This is a genomic window from Lentzea sp. CC55 (assembly GCF_021056325.1).
Taxonomy (GTDB): Bacteria; Actinomycetota; Actinomycetes; order Mycobacteriales; family Pseudonocardiaceae; genus Lentzea; species Lentzea jiangxiensis.
Genome location: NZ_JAJCXE010000043.1, coordinates 1 through 18,578, shown reverse-complemented (window position 1 = coordinate 18,578; position 18,578 = coordinate 1). Strand labels below are relative to the sequence as shown.

Here is an 18,578-nt window from a genome sequence, read left to right as displayed (position 1 = left end):
ACTTAGTGAGGGGGATTCTCATGCGCGTGCTGATCATCGGAGCGGGGACCGGTGGCCTGTGCCTGGCGCACGGGCTGAAGAAGGCCGGCGTGGACGTCGCGGTGTTCGAACGCGACCGCACACCGCGCAGCATGCTGATCGGCTACCGGGTCGGGATAAGCCCGGACGGCAGCAAGGCGTTGCACAGCTGCCTGCCGCCGGAGGTGTTCGCCGAGTTCGTCCGCACCACGGCCCGGCCGCCGAAGCACATCGTCATGCGGACCGAGAAGTACCGGGAACTGCTGACCGGCGACATCGGCACGAACGCCGACGACAGCCGCAGCGAGAAGTCCGTGAGCCGGATCGCGATGCGCACGGCACTGCTGGGCGGCCTGGACGACGTCGTGCGGTTCGACAAGACGTTCCGGCACTACAGCCAGAACGACGACGGCACCGTCACCGCCTACTTCGACGACGGCACCTCCGCGACCGGTGACGTCCTGGTCGGCGCGGACGGCGCGCAGTCGAAGGTGCGCAGGCTGCGCCTGCCGCACGCTGCGGTGGTCGACACCGGCATCACGTCGATCGCGGGCAAGCTGCCGCTGACCGAGGAGAACGCGAAGCTGCTGCCACCGCTGGCCGACGGCGGGATCACCTTGGTGTTCGGGCCGCGCGGCGAGTTCGTGATCATCCACGTGATGCGCTTCGACGGCACCGGCGTCGAGGACGACTACATCATGTGGGGCTACGCGGCGGCGCACGAGAGGTTCCCGGACCTGAAGGGCATGAGCCGGGCCGAGCTCAAGCAGGTCGTGCTGAACCTGACGCCGAGGTTCCACCCGGACCTGCGCAGGCTGTTCGCGCTGGCGACGCCCGAGACCGTGTTCCAGATCAAGGTCCGCACGTCCGAGCGGCCGCGGCCCTGGGAGCCCGGCAACGTCACGATGATCGGCGACGCGGTGCACCTCATGACTCCCGGCCGCGGCATCGGCGCGAACACGGCGCTGAGGGACGCGGAACTGCTGTCCCGCAAGCTCGCCGAGGCCCACCGCGGCAAGGACGTGGTGCAGGCGATCGGCGAGTACGAACGCGAGATGGTCGAGTACGGGTTCCGGGCCGTGGAGGCGTCGCGCGAGATGATGGACGGCACCGGACTGGCCCACAAACCCGTGATCGGACGGGTCGTGGCGGCGTTCTCGCGGACGTTCCTGCGGGTGACCAACGTCGTGCCGCCGCTCAAGCGGAGGATGATGGCCGAGGACGCGGCCGAGCGTGATCACGTAAGTTCTGGCCATGAGGTTGTTCGCGCCGGGTGAGGTCGTGGTGCGGCGCGAGGTGCTGCACGGCAAGGTCTGGTCGGAGATGCCGACCAGGGTCGTCGTCGACGAGCCGGGGCTGCTCGCCGTCTTCGTGGAGCCGGGCACGAAGCTGACCTACCCGAGCCACCACCACCCGCACCCGTGGGACAGGCCGGACCGCGGCTTCTGGCGCGGTCACGGCAAGCTCATGCTGCACCGCCCGCAGGACGCCTACTCCGTCGACCTGTTCTGGAAGGGCGAGGACAGGGTCTTCGGCAACTACTACCTGAACCTGCAGGCGCCCTACCGCCGCGTCGACGACGGGTTCGAGACGCTCGACCACGCCCTGGACTACACCGTCGCCCCGGACGGCACCTGGCGGCAGCGCGACCTCGACGAGTTCGAGGAGCAGGTCGCGTCGGGCAAGTACTCCGCCCGGGAGGCGGAGGAGATCCGGGCCGAGGCCGTGAAGATCGAGGAGATGCTGGTGTCCGGTGAGGTCTGGTGGGACCCGGCCTGGGCGGACTGGCAACCGGAAGCGGTGTGGCGGTGAAGGTCCGGCCGCTGACCTTCGACACGCTCGTCGCCGAGATCGCCGGCCGGGTGTCGGAGCTCGGCGGACGGGTGCGCGTCCTGGTCGACGGCGCCCCCGCCGCCGCACCGGGCGTGCTCGCGGACGCCGTCGTCGAACCCCTGCGCGCCCTGGGCCGTGCGGTGCGGCGGGTGTCCCTGGAGGACTTCCTGCGACCGGCGTCGGTGCGGCTGGAGCACGGCCGCACCGACTCGTACTCGTACCGGCACGACTGGTTCGACTACCAGGGCCTGCGACGCGAGGTGCTCGACCCGGCGGTGGAGGGCAGGGTGCTGCCGTCGCTGTGGAACGCCGCCACCGACCGGGCGAGCCGCGCCGAGTACGTCGACCTGCCGGAGAACGGCGTCGTGCTCGTGGACGGCACCCTGATGCTCGACCGGTGGCTGCCGGCCGAGCTGACCGTGCACCTGTGGCTCTCCCCCGGCGCGTTGAAGCGCAAGACGGCCGAGGAGTGGACGCTGCCCGCGTTCGACGACTACGAGCCGGTCGCGGACCTCTTCGTGCGCTACGACCACCCCGAACGGCCCGGTCTCGTCGAGTCGTGAACCGAACACCTCCCTGCGGACATGAGCGGAGCAGAGAGGAGGGTCCGTGACCGACGAAGAACTGTGGGGACAGGTCCGGGCCGGTGCGGGCGAGGCGTTCGGGCTCCTGTTCGAACGCCACGCCCAGGCCGTGTTCGCCTACTGCCTGCGCCGCACCGGCACGTGGGCGGTCGCCGAGGACCTGGTGTCCGTGGTGTTCCTGGAGACGTGGCGCAAACGCACGTCCGTGACGGTCGAGGAGTCCCTGCTGCCGTGGCTGTACACCGTCGCCTTGGGCGCCACCCGCAACCACCAACGCGCCCGCACGCGGTACAAGGCGGCTCTTGGCAAGGTTCCGCCGCAGCACGCGGACGACGACCACGCCGATGACGTCGCACGGCGGGTGGACGCCGAGGCGAGGACGCGGGCGGTGATCGCGGAACTGGAGAAGCTGCCCGCCGGGGACCGGGAGGTGCTGGAGATGTCCGCGTGGTCGGACCTGTCCCAGGCGCAGATCGCTCAGGTGCTCGGCATCCCGGTCGGCACGGTGAAGTCCCGGCTCGCTCGCGCGCAACGCACCGTGCGTGGCGCACTGGTGGAGGAGGCGCTGTGAACATCACGCCGGACATCCCGCGGCTCGACCCGATGCGGCTGCAAGTGCGCAAGCACGCGCTGCTGAACGAGGTCAGCGCGAAACCGTCGCGCCGGTGGTGGCGCTTCGCGGTGCCCTCGACAGCTCTCGTGGCCGCCGTCGCCGTGGCGCTGGTGCTGTGGACGCCGACGAACCAGGACGCCTCCGCGTCGTGGACCGCCGAACCGAGGGCGCCCGGCGACCTGGCGCCCATGATCGCGGCGTGCGGGAAGACCTTCGACCGGATGGACGCGGAGCGCGGACTGGAGGGGCGTCCGGTCTGGCCGGCCCCGCGTGAGGTGGCGGTCACCGACCAGCGCGGCGACATGACGATGGTGGTGTTCACCGGTCCGCGGTCCGAGGCGCTGTGCTGGGGGACGCCGAAGGGCGTCGGAATGAGCGCCCACGGCGGCGTCGAGGAACGCGAGCCGCTCGGCGACCGCCTGTTCGCCGACTTCGCCCCGCAGATCGGCATGACGGAGGTGAGCAGTGGCACCAGCACGACCGTTCTGACCGGCCGGGTGAGCCCGGAGGTCGGCAAGGCGGTCATCGTCACCGAGGACGCGCTGGAGGTGACCGCGAGCCTCGGCAACGGCTGGATCGTCACGTGGTGGCCGAGCCTGGGCAAGCCGAAGGAGGTCAGGCTCTACGACGGAGCGGGCGTCCTCCTGCAGACCGCCCCCGTTCCCGTCAGGTCCAGGTAGTCTGCGAGGCATGTGGCGGCCGGAGACCAAGCAGCGGGCGATGCTCGCGCTCGCGGTCTTCCTGCCCGCCCTCTACGCCTTCACGCTGTTCTCGTCGCCCACCGAGGTCGTCGCGGCCGTGACCGCGCTCGCCCTCGCGTTGATCGTGGTCGTCGCGCTGGTGCCGCTGTCGGTGGCACCGGCGCGGTCGCTCTCGATCCGCGAACGAGCCCAGCGCACGGCACAGCTGCGCGTGCGAAACCCTGATGCCGCAGGCAGGGCCCGTCCCCGAGCACCGGGATGCCGGACGTTCTGACACGTCCGCACTTCCCGACTCAAGACGGAGAAACCTCCCTTGTTCGCTGACCTGGGCGCTGCCCTGGCGAGCTTCGGCACGCCCGCGCTCGCCATCGTCCTGTTCACCATCGTCGTGCGGCTCGCGCTGCACCCCCTCTACCGCGCGGCCGTGCGCGGCGAGAAGGCCAAGGCCAAGCTCGCACCCGAGATCCAGAAGCTGCAGAAGAAGTACGGCAAGGACCTGGTGCGGTTCTCGGAGGAGTCGCAGAAGGTCTACAAGCGCCACGGCGTCTCGATGTTCGCGGGCATGCTGCCGATGCTCGCGACCGTCCCGTTCTTCATGGTCGTCTACCAGGTGGTCACGACTCCGAACCCGTTGCTGGAGGGGACGATTTTCGGGGTCTCGCTGAGTGCTCACTTCCTGAGCAGTTTCGCGTGGGTGTTCTTCGTGCTGTTCGGGCTGCTCGCCGTCGTCGCCTGTCTGACCGTGAAGTGGCAGCAGTCGCGGATGACCGCCACGCCCCAGCCCGGGTTCATGACCGGACTGGTCAAGGTGCTGCCGTTCGGGACGATCCTGGTGGCGGCCTACCTGCCGCTGGCCGCCGGGCTGTACCTGCTCACCACGACGACGTGGACGATCGCGGAACGGGCGCTGCTCTACCGCATCCTGAGCTGAAGCTGGGCCACGAGCCGCACGAGCGGGTCGTCCAGGTCGAGGCCGCTCTCCTTGGCCCGCTTGAGCCGGTATCTCAACGTGTTCGGGTGCACGTGCAGTTTGTCCGCCGCGGCGCGCACGTCACCCAACGCGTCGAGGTAGGCCAGCAGCGACTTGGCGAGCTCCGGGTCGAGCGCGTCGATGCGCGGGTCCCTGATGCGCGGGTTGTCCTGCAGCAGCGCGAGGATCTCGCTCACGAGGACCTGGGAGCGGACGTCGGCGAGCGTCGCCACCTCGGCGTCGAGGTCGCGGGCCATCGCGTCGAGCACGCGTTCGGCCTCCTGCCGGGAGATCTGCGCGTCGTCCAGTGTGGACACCGTGGAGCCGACGGCCGCCTGCACGGACGTGTGCAGGTGCCGCCGGGCGGTGGTGACGATCTCCCGCGTCAGGTTCAGCAGCTGGGCGTTCGGGGCGAGGTCGGGCAGCAGCACGTAGGTGCGGCCACCGGACTCGCTGACCAGGGCGCTGCGCCGGTACGCGGCCGCGTGCACGGAGATCAGGCCGGTCATCTCGGCGCGGCGGAGCTCGTGCTCGCTGCGGTCGCCCTCGCCGCCCCGCAGGGCGAACACCACGACGGCGGCGGGCTTGCCGGGGTCGGCGCCGATCTGGCCCGCGACGGTGGCGGCGTCCATCCGCCCGGTGAGCAGGGCGGCGAGGAGGTTCTCGCGGAACCTCGACGTGGGCTGGTTGCGCTGCTGGATCAGGTGCGGGGCGGTGACGCGGGCGGCGCCGAGCAGTGCCCGTTCGGCCTGCTCGGTCAGCGGCTGGTCGCCCTCCTGCACCCAGATGGTGCCGAGCGGCTGGGCCCCGGCGTGGATGCCGACCGCGATGCGGCGGCGGATGCCGAGCTCCGGGCGCTCGTCGATCCGCACGACCTCCTCGCCCGAGCGGAGCAGGTTGTAGACGCCCCACTCGCGCAGCATCTTCAGGTACGGCTCGGGGCCCTGGCGGCCGAGGATCGACAACCGGCGCAGCTCGTCGACCTCGTCGGAGGAGCGGGAGTAGGCGAGGACGCGGCTCGCGGTGTCCTCGATGCTGACGATGCCGCCGGTCAGGGTGGCAATCGTTTGCGCGAGCGCGAACAGGTCGCCGAGGACCTCGCCGTCGTCGGTCGTGGTCGTGAGGACGCTCCGGGCGAGCGACTCCAGGTGACCCCAGCGGACCTCGGGCCGGACCCCGAGCAACGCCACGCCCGCGTCCGTCGCGGCCTGTTCGAGCGCCGGCGAGCTCTCCTTGACCGCCACGGCGGCCGCCTTCGCCCGTCCGGCGGCCCTGATCAGCGGCAGCGCTGCCCGGCCCCGTGCGCCGATGACCAGCGCGAGATCACCGGCCGCCACGTCCGGCGGGTCGTCCGGATCCATGATCACGACGTCGCGGACCTCGACCTCCAGGCCGTGGGGCGCGACCTGGAGTTCCACGAGCGGATCGCCGAGCGCGATCAGGAGATGGCGGAGGCTCATCGCCCAGAGGCCTTCAACACTGTTCGATCGTACATCTGACCTGGTGAATCTTGGTCAGTCGGACAACCGTGGCCCGGTCGCGCGGACTTACGGTGTGCGTACCGACGCTGATTCGAAGAGGAGTTGCGAGTGGACGCGGTCACCCAGGTTCCCGCCCCGGTCAACGAGCCGGTCCTGCAGTACGGCCCCGGCACCCCGGAGCGCGCTGAGCTGCAGGCCAAGCTGGCCGAGCTGCAGAAGGAGCCGCTCGAGCTGACGCTGACCATCGGTGGCGAGCAGCGCATGGGTGGCGGCGAGCGGTTCGACGTCGTCCAGCCGCACAACCACCGCTCCGTCCTCGGCACGCTGGCCGGCGCGACCCAGCAGGACACCACCGACGCCCTGCGCGCGGCCCGCGAGGCCGCCCCGGCGTGGCGGGCGATGTCGTTCGACGACCGCGCGGCGATCCTGCTGCGCGCCGCCGACCTGCTCGCCGGCCCGTGGCGCCAGACGCTGAACGCCGCCACGATGCTCGGCCAGTCGAAGACCGCGATCCAGGCGGAGATCGACTCGGCGTGCGAGCTGATCGACTTCTGGCGCTTCAACGTGCAGTTCGCCCGCACTCTGCTGAGCGAGCAGCCGATCTCCTCCCCCGGCGTGTGGAACCGCACCGACCACCGCCCGCTCGAGGGCTTCGTCTACGCGATCACGCCGTTCAACTTCACCGCCATCGCCGGCAACCTGCCGACGGCGCCCGCGCTGATGGGCAACGTCGTGCTGTGGAAGCCGTCGCCCACCCAGTCGTTCGCCGCGCACCTCACCATGCGGCTGCTGGAAGAGGCGGGCATGCCGCCCGGCGTCATCAACCTGCTGCCCGGTGACGGCCTGGCCGTGTCCGAGGTCGCGCTCAACTCCCCCGACCTCGCGGGCATCCACTTCACCGGCTCCACCGCGACGTTCCAGAAGCTGTGGGCGCAGGTCGGCGCGAACATCGCGAACTACCGCTCGTACCCGCGGATCGTCGGCGAGACCGGCGGCAAGGACTTCATCCTCGCGCACCCGTCGGCGGACCCGGACGTGCTGCGCGTCGCGATGATCCGCGGTGCTTTCGAGTACCAGGGCCAGAAGTGCTCCGCCGCGTCGCGCGCCTACGTGCCGCGCTCGGTGTGGAACAAGATCTCCGAGCGGTTCCTGAGCGAGGTCGAGGCGCTGACCTACGGCGACGTCACCGACTTCTCGAACTTCGGCGGCGCGGTGATCGACCGCCGCTCGTTCGACAAGCTGTCGGGCGTGCTGCAGGCCGCTCGCGCGGACTCGTCGCTCGAGATCGCCGCCGGTGGCACCGCGGACGACTCGGACGGCTTCTTCGTCCGGCCGACCGTGCTGCTCGGCTCCGACCCGGCGAACTCCGTGTTCACCACCGAGTTCTTCGGCCCGGTGCTCGCGGTCCACGTCTTCGAGGACGCCGACTACCCGACCGTGCTCAAGCAGATGGAGAGCGCGGCGCCGTACGGCCTGACCGGGTCGATCATCGCCCGTGACCGCGCCGCCGTGGCGCACGCGCAGGAGGAGCTGCGGTTCGCCGCCGGCAACTTCTACGTCAACGACAAGCCCACCGGTGCCGTCGTGGGCCAGCAGCCGTTCGGCGGCGGCCGCGCGTCCGGCACGAACGACAAGGCGGGGTCGGTCCACAACCTGCTCCGCTGGGTCAGCCCGCGCTCCATCAAGGAGACCTTCGTGGCGCCCACCTCCCACCTCCACCCGCACCAGGGCTAGACCAGGCCCTCCTGGATGAGGGGAACGTCGTTGCGCCACAAGCACTTCGACGTTCCCCTCACCTCTCACACCCCGAGGACGTGAACCAATGTTGCGCTCCAGCCTCCTCCTGGCGTCCCGCAGCGCGGGTGCCCGCAAGCTCGTCGAGTCGACGCCGCTGACCCGTCCGGTCGTCGAGCGGTTCGTCGCCGGTGCCGACGTCACCTCCGCGATCCACGCGACCGCCGAGGTGCTCGCGGACGGTCGTCTGGTCACGCTGGACCACCTCGGTGAGGACACCGTCGAGGAGTCGCAGGCCACCGGCACGGTCGAGGCGTACCTGACCCTGCTGTCCCGGCTGGAGTCGCACGGGCTCACCGAGGGCGCCGAGGTGTCGGTCAAGCTTTCGGCCGTGGGCCAGTCGCTGCCGGTGGACGGCGAGAAGATCGCGCTGGAGAACGCGCGTCGCATCTGTGCCGCCGCCGCTGTCGTCGGCACGACCGTGACGCTCGACATGGAGGACCACACCACCACGGACTCCACGTTGAGCATCCTGCGCGAGCTGCGCGTGGACTTCCCGTGGGTCGGCGCGGTGCTGCAGGCCTACTTGAAGCGCACCGAGCAGGACTGCCGCGACCTCGCCTACGCCGGATCGCGCGTGCGGCTGTGCAAGGGCGCCTACCAGGAGCCCGCTTCCGTCGCGTACCAGGACAAGCACGACGTCGACCTGTCGTACGTCCGCTGCCTGAAGGTCCTCGTGGAGGGCCGGGGCTACCCGATGGTCGCCTCGCACGACCCCCGCCTGATCGCGATCGCGGCCGACCTGGCCTCGGGGCGTTCGAAGGACTCGTACGAGTTCCAGATGCTGTACGGCATCCGGCCCGAGGAGCAGCGCCGCATCGCGTCCGAGGGCAACCGCATGCGCGTCTACGTCCCGTACGGCGACGAGTGGTACGGCTACTTCATGCGCCGTCTCGCGGAGCGTCCGGCCAACGTGGCGTTCTTCGTGCGCTCGCTGCTCACGACGAGCTGAGCGCCTCGACCGTCTCGAGGGCGAACCCCAGTTTCACCGGCTCACCCGCCTCGCGGAGGATCTCGACCGCGCGGTGGGTGAGCCGCAGTGCTTTGCCCACCTCGAACCCCGTCTCCGCGCAGAGCGCCCCGTAGATCGTGAGCGCGTCCGCGTAGCCGGGGTGCCGGTCGAGGTCGAGCCCGGTCAGGTGCCACAGCACCACGGCCGTGTGCGCCGTGTTCCTCGCTTCTTCCTTCCGTTCCGCGGCACGAAGCCGGCACACGTGCTGCTGCACAGCCGAGAGGTAGACCGTGGGCGGCGTCTTCGCCGTGATGGCGCGGCAGACGCCGACGGCGAACTCGGACATCCGCAGGGCACGCACGTGGTGGTCCGATTCGGACAGCCGGCGTGCCGTGTTCTGCAACGCCGGAGCCAGTTCGTCGCCGAAGAACTCGACGAGCTGCGACGGCAGGCGGTGGCAGACGTCGAGGCACTCGTCGGCGGTGTGCAGCGCCTCTCCGTCCTGACCGCGCAGGAGCCGCTGCTCGACGAGCACGGCGAGGGCGACGACGAGGCCGGCCTGGTTGCGGACGAGGTCCTCGGCGACCAGCTCCCGGTACACCTCGACGGCTTCCTCGGCCGCTCCGGCGTCACCGACGACCTGGGCCACGGTGAGCAGGGCCGCGCCCACGCCCCTGCGGTCGCCCGTCTCCCGCCAGAGCATCACGGCCTCGCGCGCGGTCAGCGCCGCCTCGACGTCGTCGGCCAGCTCCCGCAACGCCCGGCTGCGCCGCACCAGCGCGTCGGCGAGGCCGGTGCGGAACGTCCCGGGGTTCGCGACGGCCAGGCGCCGGAACAGGCCGACGGCCTCCTTGAGCGTCTCGCTCGCCGCCTCGGCCCTGCCGAGGTCGACGAACACGGTGCCGGCGGTGACGAGATTGCGGGCGAGCTCGGGTTCGAACCGCGGGTCCTCCTGGGCGAGCACCCGCCAGTTCGCGATCGAGAGCTGCATCGAGTCGGCGGCGTGCTGCTTCTGCCCCTCGACGTGGAAGCGGCGGGCCATCGCGGCGGCGACCCGCGCGAAGTCCGCGCGGAAGAGCGCCGGGTGGTTCGTGGCGAGCTCCTGGAAGAGCAGCGTGGCGCGGCTGATGGCGGTCATCGCGGCCTCGTCGCGGCCGAGCGCCTGGTAGCGGTAGCTGATCTGCTCCAGGGCGGAGGCGAGCTGCGGCACGGTCTCCGGGTCGTCGAGGGCGATCTCGTGCCAGAGCGCGATCGCCTCCTCGGAGACGGCGAGCACCTCGTCGCCCCGCTGGGCGTTGATCAGCCGCAGGCCCAGGTCGCCCAGCGCGTCCGCGAGCAGCGGCCGGTTCTCGCGGTCCTGCTCGACGAGCTCGCGGTAGCACCGCACCTCGGCGCGCGAGGCGTCGACGGACTCCTGGCGCAGGCCGCACAGCATCGTGCGGGCGCTGAGCATCCCGTACATCTCGGCGCGTTCGAGGGTGCCGCCGGCGCGCTCGACCAGCCGACGGGTGAGGATCGACGGGATCGCGTCGGTGGCGAAGCGCTCGTCGCGGAAGACCTGGCGGGCGATGGCCTCGACGGTGGCGGGCGACCCGATCTCGGCGGCGATCCGGAGGCTGTCGCGGGCCATGTCGCGCACGACCTCCGGCGTTCCGGTGAGGAGCTCGTCGAGCCCGGGCCTCAGGGCGGGCCAGCGCAGGGCCGCGCGGGCGAGCAGGTCGGGATCCGGGCGGTCCGGCGTCGTCACCGCCAGGTGGTCCTCGGCGAGGCGCCCGGTCCTCGGACCGTCGTCGTGCTGGAGCAGCCGGCGGACGAGCTGGGTGCGGTTCACGTCGCACGGGTCGCCGCGGACGGCGGTCAGCGCGGCCAGGTGCAGGTCGAGGACGGTCTCGTGCGCGATGTTCGGCGGCGGCTCGTCCGGCGCGGTCACGTCGAGCTGCTTGGCGAAGTGCTGGCAGGCCAGCGTGAACGACTCGGTGCGGTCGCTCATCGTCGGGGCGAGCTCGAGGTCGGTCACCTCGTGGTCGAAGTCGGCGATGCGCTGGCGGGTGGAGGACCACCACCAGCCCGTGGTCCGCGCGGCCAGCAGCACCCGCGTGCGCACCGGACCGTACCGGAGGGTGTCCTGCAGCTGCGCGAAGACGTCGTTCCACGTCAGGCGGTCGGCGTCGTCGACCACCAGCAGCCGGCCGTGCGCCTCCTCGTCCCAGTGCTCGGCGAAGTGCCGCAGGAGCCTGGTCTTGCCCGCGCCAGCCGGGGCGTGCAGCAGCAGGGACGCCTGGGCGGCGGGGCTGTCGCGCCAGAGCGCGAGCGCGTCCAGTTCTGGTTCTCTGCCGTGGAAGGGGACCACCTGACGGGTGGGATCCAGCAACGCGGCGACGCTGAGTGCTCGGTCCACGCACCCATAGTCGGTCGCGGTTCCGGGGAGGGGTAGGAAGACCACTCCATCGTGGCCTCTTCCCGTTTTTCTCTCACTCCATCGCCCCCTGGCTTGGAGGTGGTCCACCGGCTGGCGGCGTTCGGGTTTCAGCCTGGACTGAAACTGTCGGGGGTCGGTTGCACAATCGGGGTGTGCTGATCGCCCTCGTCCCGGAAGCGGACGGCGCGGGCCGGTGGCAGGAGCTGCACGACGACGGGACGCCCGCCGGTCCGCCGATGCAGGCTCCGTCGCTGGCCTCCGCCGTCGCGTCGCTGGAGCGCGCCCACCGGCCGCGCTGGGTGTGGGCGGACACCTCCGAGGTCTACCCCGCGCTGCTGCGGGCCGGGGTGCGGGTCGACCGGTGCTGGGACCTGCACCTGACGGAGGCGTTGCTGCTCGGCGCCGAGGGCAGGCACCGGGAGCCCCGTGAGCTGCCGGGGGCGCTGGCACGCGTGCTCGGGCTGCCCGCGCCCGCCGACGTGGGGCCGCCCAAGAAGGACGACGAGCTGACGTTGTTCGGGCCGGAGCCGGTGTCGCTGCCCGGCGACACGGACCCGCTGGCCGCGCTGCCGCTGGTTTTCCGCGCACAGCAACGGAATCCGGCGCTGGGGCTGCTGATCGCGGCGGAGTCGGCGTCGGCTCTGGTGGCGGCGGAGATGACGCACCACGGGTTGCCGTGGCGGGAGGACGTGCACGCGAGGCTGCTGGAGGAGGTGCTCGGGCCGCGTCCGGCGCCGGGCGCCCGGCCGAAGCTGCTGCAGGCGCTGGCGGACCAGATCCAGGAGGCGTTCGGCGGCAGGGAGATCAACCCGGACGCGCCGGCCAGCATCGTCCGGGCGTTCTCGCGGGCGGGTGTCGAGGTGCCGTCCGCGCGGCGGTGGGTGCTGAAGAACGTCGACCACCCCGCGGTGGCGCCGTTGCTGGACTACAAGGAGCGCGCCCGGCTGTGGGTGGCGCACGGCTGGTCGTGGCTCGACACCTGGGTTTCGGACGGGCGGTTCCGGCCGGACTACGTCGTCGGGGGCGTGGTCACCGGGCGGTGGGCGTCGCGAGGCGGGGCGGCGCTGCAGATCCCACGGCTGATGCGGCAGGCCGTGATCGCGGACGACGGCTGGTGCCTCGTGGCGGCCGACGCCTCGCAGCTCGAGCCGCGGATCCTGGCTGCCCTGTCGGGGGACGCGCGGTTGGTGGAGGTCTGCGGCGACGACGACCTCTACGCGGCGCTGGCGGAGGACTCGTTCCAGGGCGAGCGGTCGCGCGCGAAGATCGCGATGCTGTCCGCGATGTACGGCGGCACGGCCGGTGAGGCCGGGTCGTTGCTCGCCGTGCTGCGCAAGAGGTTTCCGATCGCCGTCGGGTACGTGGAGGCGGCGGCGCAGGCCGGCGAGCAGGGCCGGATGGTGCGCACGAGGCTCGGCCGCACCTCGCCCACGCCGTCCGCGGCCTGGCAGGAGCTGACCGGCGGCGCGGACGACTCGGGGGACGTGTCGCGGTCGTCGCGGCAGGCGGCGCGGAACTGGGGGCGGTTCACCCGCAACTTCGTGGTGCAGGGCAGCGCGGCGGACTGGACGGCGGCGTTGCTGGGCGTGCTGCGCACCCGGCTGCCCGCCGACGCGCACCTGGTGTTCTTCCAGCACGACGAGGTGCTCGTGCACTGCCCCCGCGAGGACGCGGACGCCGTGGTGGAGGCGATCGCCCAGGCGGGCCGCGAGGCGACGCGGCTGCTGTTCGGCGGGACATCGGTGCGCTTCCCGATGAAGGCGGTGCCCGTGACCTGCTACGCCGACGCGAAGTGAGTCCGAACGAGACTGTGCCGATTTGCACCGTTGGTCCGAACGGGCGCTTGTTCTTACGCCGTGAGAGCGCTCTCATAAGTGGACTGCACCCGTGACAAGGAGGTCACTCGCGCATGAGACGACGCCGTAGCATCCTCGCGGCCACGACAGCTCTTATTGCCGCGGTACCCCTGGCTATCGCCGCCATGTCCGCCAACGCTTCGATCCCACCCCCTGCATCGGGATGGACGCAGGTGTGGGGTGACGACTTCAACGGTCCCGGCGGGACCTTGCCGTCCAGCTCCAACTGGATCTTCGACCTCGGCCACGGCTACCCCGGCGGACCTGCCAACTGGGGTACGGGGGAGATCCAGAACTACACGAACAGCACGAACAACATCAAGCTCGACGGCAACGGCAACCTGCGCATCACCGCGCTCAAGGACGGCGCCGGCAACTGGACGTCGGCGCGCATCGAGACCCAGCGCTCCAACTTCAAGCCCCCCGCCGGCGGCAAGCTCGCCATCGAGGGCCGCATCCAGATGCCGAACGTCACCGGCGAGGCGGCATTGGGCTACTGGCCCGCGTTCTGGACCCTGGGCGCGCCGTACCGGGGCAACTACTGGAACTGGCCGGGCATCGGCGAGTTCGACATCATGGAGAACGTCAACGGCATCAACTCCGTGTGGGGCGTCCTGCACTGCGACGTCGCCCCCGGCGGCGCCTGCGGCGAGTTCACCGGCATCGGCAACTCGCGGACGTGCCCCGGCGCGTCCTGCCAGACCGCCTTCCACACGTACCGCTTCGAGTGGGACGACGCCGCGAAGACGTTCACGTGGTTCGTCGACGGCCAGTCGTTCCACCAGGTGACGCAGGCACGTGTGGGCGTCAACGTGTGGAACGCGATGACGTCGCACGCGGGCCACTTCATCCTGCTCAACCTCGCGATGGGCGGCGCGTTCCCGAACGCGCTGAACAACAACCAGCCGACCCCTGTCGCGGCCACCCAGTCCGGGCACTCGATGGTCGTGGACTACGTGGCCGTCTACTCGTCTGGTGGCGGGACGACCACTCCTCCGACGACCACGACCACCACGTCGAACCCCGGCGGTGGGGGTTCCGCGTACAGCGAGCTGCAGGCGGAGAACGCCTCGGAGCGGTCGGGCGGCTCGGTCGCGCCCGGTGACGGCGGTTCCGGTGTGCACCAGATCGGCAACGGCGGCTACCTGAAGTTCTCCGGCGTCAACTTCGGCACCGGGCCCGCGCGGCAGTTCTACGCCCGCGTCGCCTCCGGGGCGGGCGGTGGCGTGAGCGGTCTGGTCGAAGTTCGGCTCGGGTCGCGCACAGCCGCACCGGTCGGGTCGTTCGCGGTGGGCAGCACCGGCGGGTGGGACTCGTGGAGAACCATCCCCGCGAACATCTCGAACATCACCGGCACGCACGACGTCTACATCACCTTCACGAGCGGGCAGCCTTCGCCGTACGTGAGCGTGAACTGGGTGAAGTTCGGAACCTGACCCCGCTCGTGTGCCGGGGTGCGTCCGTCCGCTAGTATTCCGTCCGTTCGCCGCGGACGATTAGCTCAGCGGGAGAGCACTACCTTGACACGGTAGGGGTCACTGGTTCAATCCCAGTATCGTCCACGATTCTCGGGGCGGGGTGTGTCGACGGAAAGCGCCGACCTCCTCGCCCCGTTGTGTTTTCCGGGGGCCGAGCCCCCAGACCCCCAGCCGTGGTTGCGTTGAGCGACCAGGGTTGGAGCAAGCCATGGCAAGGCCCACCACCTGGCGCCGCGTCCTCCTCGGATGCGGCGCCGTTTGCTTTGATGGACCCGTGTACGCCGAACGTCCCGCTCCCGCGGGCCTGGCCTGCCTCTGGACGCGCACGGTCTCGTCGCCGACCGTGCAGCGCGTCGTGCCGGACGGCTGCACCGATCTCATGTGGACACCGGCGACCGGGGCGTTGTTCGTGGCCGGGCCGGACACCGAGGCGCAGCTCGCTTCCGTCGCGCCCGGGACGTTGTACGGCGTCCGGCTGCCACCGGGGGCCTTCCCGTCCGTCTTCGGGGTGCCCGCGCACGCCGTCCGGGACCAGCGGGTGGCGTTGCCGGAGCTGGTCCCCTCCGCGCGGCTGACCTCGTTCACGGAGATGGTGGAGTTCTGCGCTTCGCGGGTCGTCGTGGACCCGGCGCTGGCCGCCACGGCGTCGTTGCTGCGCCGCGCCGACGTCGCCACGGCGGCGTGGGAGATCGGGCTGAGCGCACGCCAGCTGCGGCGGCGGTGCCTCGACGCGTTCGGGTATCCGCCCAAGGTGCTGCAGCGGGTGCTGCGGTTCGACACGGCGCTACGCCTGGCGTGGAACGGGATGCCGTTCGCGTCGGTCGCCGCCGAGGCCGGCTACGCGGACCAGGCGCACCTGGCCCGCGAGGTTCGCGCACTGGCCGGCGTGCCGCTCGGTCAGCTGATCCGGCCGTAGCGGCGCAGCGTCAGCAACGCGTCGACGGTGGCGATCGAGCGCCATTCGAAGTGCGCGATCGGGGTGAAGGCGGGGAAGCCGAACGTCCAGCCGCCGTCCTCCTGCTGGCCCTGTTCGAGCGCGTCGAGGTCCCGGGCGAGTTCGTCGTCGGTGAACCAGGCCCTGGCGAGGCTGGTGGGCTTCTGCGCGAACTCGTGCGGGTCCAGGCCCTCGCCCTCCGCATAGCCCTCGGTGCTCTGCGTGAGGTGCTTGAGCTTCTCCGCGGCGAGTTCCGCGCGAGCCCGGTCCGGGACCTCGTCGAGGAACATCGCCGCGCCCCGCAGCTCGTACGGGTGGGTCCGCTCCAGCCGGTCGATCCGCAGCCAGCAGTACTCGGTGGCCCGGTCGAGCCACGGGTGGGCGATCTTCATCGCGTGCAGGGCGGCGGCGATCTGGGAGGTGAGGAGCAGCCCGCCCTGGTCGTCGGCCGCGACCCACGGCGCCCTGGGGTGGTCGCGGGAGGTGGAGAAGCCGAACGGCACGCTGCCGTCCGGACACGTGTCCCGCAGCCAGGCCAGAACCGGTTCGGCGTGCTCAGGGGCACCGACCGCGCCGAAGAGCTGCAGCGCGCGCAGGGCGTGCAGCGGCTGGCTGGTGGGCCCGCGGTGGTCGGGTTCGAGACCGTGGCCGAAGCCGCCGTCGTCGTTGCGGTAGGCCAGCACCGCCCGGACCACCGCCTCGGCGCTGCCGCCGTCGAAAACGTGCTCGAACCAGCGTTGTTCCAGCGTGCGGGCGTTGAGCCAGAGGAAGTTCCTCGCCTGTCCGATCATGCCCCGAACCTAGGCCGGTGACCGCGCGGGGTCTTGGACGAATCGGCCACGTGACCTGATCAGCTGATTCGATCGCCTCCGCGGGGAACCGGTCCTATGCGAAAATCCTCTAACCGGGGTGTGGAGTTCTGAGGGGAGCTGGCTGAAATGCTGATGTTCGACGCACTCGTACCCGTCAAGGCCGCCGCCGCGGGCGCGGCTGTCGGTGCCGCTGCTGCGGGCGCGGCCGCTGGAGCGGGCGGCGGTGGTGTCGCGAAGTTCAGCGTCGACCCGGACCAGGCGCAGAAGATGATCGACGGCCTCAAGCTGGCCCTCGAGAAGCTGATGGACCTGGAGGACAAGGGTTCCGAAATCCAGTACCACGGAGCTCCCGGCCCCGATCCCTACAGCGGCTACGCGACGTTCGCCCAGCGGGACACGGCCGGAGGCAAGCCCGGTGGTTACATCTGGGCGAACCGCGAGGCGCGGAAGGCCCTGGAGCAGACGATCAAGAACATCGAGAAGGCTCTGGCCGAGTACCGGGCCACCGACGACGCGGCGAAGACCGCGATGAAGGGCTGACACGATCTTGAAGCGCATGACCGCTCTGCTGACCGCTCTACTCGCCTTCGGCGCACTGGCGGGCTGCACGAGCTCCCAGACCGGCGGGAACCCCACCACGGCCCCGACCACCGGCGGTGGGCAGACCAGCAGCGAGCCGACCAGCGACGGGTCCGGTGCCAGCCTCGACCTCTCGAAGTTCGTGGGCGCCCCCTGCAGCGTCCTGACCGCTGACCAGGTGGCGACGCTCGGTTCCGTGCGCGCACCGGAACCCGGCACCGGCACGCTCGGTCCCAACTGCGTCTGGCGGGGCCAGGACGTCATCAAGAACTCGAAGTACACGGTGCACGTGACCAAGGACCAGAACTTCGACAACCAGGTCAACGAGGTCAAGAACAACGCTGTGTTCACCGACAAGAAGATCGACGGAGTGCGGGTCATCTCCACCGATCGGCTCGACGGTGAAGTCACCTGCCTCGTCTCGCTCCAGGCCTCCAAGACGGACTCGGTCACGATTCAGGTCAACGTCGCCTCGGACGAGCAGGCCAGCAAGAAAGCATGTCCTGAGGGCGAGCGGTTGGCCCAGTTGATCATCGGCAACCTGAAGGGGTAGCGAGATGGCTGGGGATGAGCCGAACATCGGCGGTTTCGCGATTCTGCCTCTCGCAGGTGGCGAAACGATCTACAAGTGGTTCGAGAACGGCAGCGGACCGGGTCAGAGCACCTCGGTCACCGCGCAGTCCTGGCGCGACCTCTCGAACGGCCACGGGGAAGTCGCCCGGCTGATCGAGAAGGCCGTGAGCGACTCCGGCGCTGTCTGGGAGGGTGCGGCGGGTGACGCTGCCCGGGGCGGAACGTCGCCGCTCGCGAGCTGGGCCACCGTCACCGGCGACTCGGCGACGCAGGCGGGCGACAGCGCGGACGCCGTCGGCGACGCGTACGTCAACGCCAGGAACGCGATGGACAAGCCGCCGAGCGTTCCGGACAAGCCGTTCCTGAACGACCTCGCCTTCTGGGAGACGGACTACGACGAGGCCGTCAAGGCGAACCAAAAGGTCAACGAGCAGAACATGCGGGCGTTCACCGAGTACGGGAACGCCGTCACCGCGAGCATGAACAACCAGCCGACCTTCATCGCGCCGACCGCCACCGACGGCAACGTCGCGGAGCAGCCGAACAACGGTGAGCGCAGCATCTCCGAGGTCGGCTCGCACAACCAGACGCCGCCCAACGTCGGCACGGGCACGAACACGGGCACGAACACCGGCACCGGTGGCGGCGACCAGACGAACACCTCCGGCTGGAAGCCGCCGACGGACAGCACGAACCCGTCCGGTGTCGACCCGAGGTTCCCACCGCCCCCGCCGATCGACGACGGCCGTCCGCGGCCGCCCGGCAACATCGGCGACCCCGGTCTGCCGCCCGGTGGCAGGTGGGACCCGAACGACCCGCGTCGTCCCGGTGGTCCGCTCGACCCGAACAACCCGCGCAACCGTCCCGGTGGGCCGGGCGGCCCCGGTGGTCCCGGCGCGGGCCGCGGCATCGGCGGGCCCGGCGGGCCCGGTGGTGGTGCCGGCGGCGGTCGTGGTGGTGGCGGCGGTGGCGGCCTCGGTG

General features: G+C 70.9%; 18 protein-coding genes and 1 tRNA gene. 16 read left to right on the top strand and 3 right to left on the bottom strand.

All coding sequences use genetic code 11. The features are described 5' to 3' along the window. The first annotated feature begins 20 nt into the window (after positions 1-20). From L6E10_RS27310 to L6E10_RS27280, 7 genes are read left to right on the top strand one after another with little or no spacing between them, the layout of a single operon-like run. The gene (locus tag L6E10_RS27310; RefSeq protein WP_236222739.1) at positions 21-1,295 is read left to right on the top strand and encodes an NAD(P)/FAD-dependent oxidoreductase; all 1,275 of its coding nucleotides are present in this window, start codon (positions 21-23) and stop codon (positions 1,293-1,295) included. Then, on the top strand, positions 1,273-1,830 hold the full coding sequence (locus tag L6E10_RS27305; RefSeq protein WP_236222738.1) for a DUF402 domain-containing protein: 558 nt from the start codon (positions 1,273-1,275) through the stop codon (positions 1,828-1,830). Before L6E10_RS27310 ends, L6E10_RS27305 begins: the two co-directional genes overlap by 23 nt. Further along, on the top strand, positions 1,827-2,414 hold the full coding sequence (locus L6E10_RS27300; RefSeq protein ID WP_236222736.1) for a uridine kinase: 588 nt from the start codon (positions 1,827-1,829) through the stop codon (positions 2,412-2,414). The genes L6E10_RS27305 and L6E10_RS27300 overlap by 4 nt, the downstream gene beginning before the upstream one ends. 46 nt (positions 2,415-2,460) lie before the next feature. Beyond that, positions 2,461-3,006 (top strand): RNA polymerase sigma factor, encoded by a 546-nt coding sequence (locus L6E10_RS27295; protein WP_236222734.1) that lies wholly within the window; start codon positions 2,461-2,463, stop codon positions 3,004-3,006. After that, the gene (locus L6E10_RS27290) at positions 3,003-3,728 is read left to right on the top strand and encodes a hypothetical protein (protein WP_236222732.1); all 726 of its coding nucleotides are present in this window, start codon (positions 3,003-3,005) and stop codon (positions 3,726-3,728) included. Before L6E10_RS27295 ends, L6E10_RS27290 begins: the two co-directional genes overlap by 4 nt. Before the next feature lie 10 nt (positions 3,729-3,738). Beyond that, positions 3,739-4,023 carry a DUF6412 domain-containing protein gene (locus L6E10_RS27285; protein ID WP_236222731.1) on the top strand — a complete coding sequence of 95 codons (285 nt, stop codon included), beginning with the start codon at positions 3,739-3,741 and terminating at the stop codon, positions 4,021-4,023. 39 nt (positions 4,024-4,062) lie between these two features. Then, entirely contained in the window at positions 4,063-4,680 is a 618-nt protein-coding gene (locus L6E10_RS27280) for a membrane protein insertase YidC (RefSeq protein ID WP_236222729.1), read from the top strand. Here L6E10_RS27280 and L6E10_RS27275 read toward each other — a convergent pair. Then, positions 4,662-6,179, bottom strand: coding sequence for a CdaR family transcriptional regulator (locus tag L6E10_RS27275; RefSeq protein WP_236222727.1), 1,518 nt, complete (start codon positions 6,177-6,179; stop codon positions 4,662-4,664). The two genes, L6E10_RS27280 and L6E10_RS27275, sit on opposite strands and share 19 nt — an antisense overlap. 129 nt (positions 6,180-6,308) lie before the next feature. Here L6E10_RS27275 and pruA point away from each other — a divergent pair, with 129 nt between their 5' ends. Next, on the top strand, positions 6,309-7,934 hold the full coding sequence (gene pruA, locus L6E10_RS27270) for an L-glutamate gamma-semialdehyde dehydrogenase (protein ID WP_236222725.1): 1,626 nt from the start codon (positions 6,309-6,311) through the stop codon (positions 7,932-7,934). An 88-nt stretch (positions 7,935-8,022) separates the two neighbouring features. After that, a complete protein-coding gene (locus L6E10_RS27265; RefSeq protein WP_236222723.1) occupies positions 8,023-8,946 on the top strand; it encodes a proline dehydrogenase family protein in 924 nt (307 codons plus the stop codon). On the opposite strand, the gene L6E10_RS27260 is transcribed toward L6E10_RS27265, so the two are convergent. Then, positions 8,933-11,344, bottom strand: a complete 2,412-nt coding sequence (locus tag L6E10_RS27260) for an ATP-binding protein (protein WP_236222722.1) — start codon at positions 11,342-11,344, stop codon at positions 8,933-8,935. The genes L6E10_RS27265 and L6E10_RS27260 overlap by 14 nt on opposite strands. Before the next feature lie 179 nt (positions 11,345-11,523). Here L6E10_RS27260 and L6E10_RS27255 point away from each other — a divergent pair, with 179 nt between their 5' ends. The 4 genes from L6E10_RS27255 to L6E10_RS27240 all read left to right on the top strand — a co-directional run bounded on the left by L6E10_RS27255 (position 11,524) and on the right by L6E10_RS27240 (position 15,615). Then, positions 11,524-13,161 (top strand): bifunctional 3'-5' exonuclease/DNA polymerase, encoded by a 1,638-nt coding sequence (locus L6E10_RS27255; protein WP_374237567.1) that lies wholly within the window; start codon positions 11,524-11,526, stop codon positions 13,159-13,161. Positions 13,162-13,274: 113 nt separating this feature from the next. Beyond that, positions 13,275-14,657 (top strand): carbohydrate-binding protein, encoded by a 1,383-nt coding sequence (locus tag L6E10_RS27250; RefSeq protein WP_236222718.1) that lies wholly within the window; start codon positions 13,275-13,277, stop codon positions 14,655-14,657. Positions 14,658-14,711: 54 nt separating this feature from the next. Beyond that, a tRNA-Val gene (locus L6E10_RS27245) sits at positions 14,712-14,783 on the top strand. A 190-nt stretch (positions 14,784-14,973) separates the two neighbouring features. After that, entirely contained in the window at positions 14,974-15,615 is a 642-nt protein-coding gene (locus tag L6E10_RS27240; RefSeq protein ID WP_236222716.1) for a helix-turn-helix domain-containing protein, read from the top strand. Here the strand turns inward: L6E10_RS27240 and L6E10_RS27235 are convergent. Continuing rightward, entirely contained in the window at positions 15,597-16,424 is an 828-nt protein-coding gene (locus L6E10_RS27235) for a hypothetical protein (RefSeq protein WP_236222714.1), read from the bottom strand. The two genes, L6E10_RS27240 and L6E10_RS27235, sit on opposite strands and share 19 nt — an antisense overlap. A gap of 147 nt (positions 16,425-16,571) precedes the next feature. Here L6E10_RS27235 and L6E10_RS27230 point away from each other — a divergent pair, with 147 nt between their 5' ends. From L6E10_RS27230 to L6E10_RS40450, 3 genes are all read left to right on the top strand, one after another. Beyond that, on the top strand, positions 16,572-16,985 hold the full coding sequence (locus L6E10_RS27230; protein ID WP_236222713.1) for a hypothetical protein: 414 nt from the start codon (positions 16,572-16,574) through the stop codon (positions 16,983-16,985). A gap of 16 nt (positions 16,986-17,001) precedes the next feature. Next, on the top strand, positions 17,002-17,577 hold the full coding sequence (locus L6E10_RS27225; protein WP_236222711.1) for a DUF3558 domain-containing protein: 576 nt from the start codon (positions 17,002-17,004) through the stop codon (positions 17,575-17,577). Positions 17,578-17,581: 4 nt separating this feature from the next. Then, on the top strand, positions 17,582-18,578 hold a 997-nt coding region (locus L6E10_RS40450), incomplete at its 3' end, for a PPE domain-containing protein (protein ID WP_275677119.1).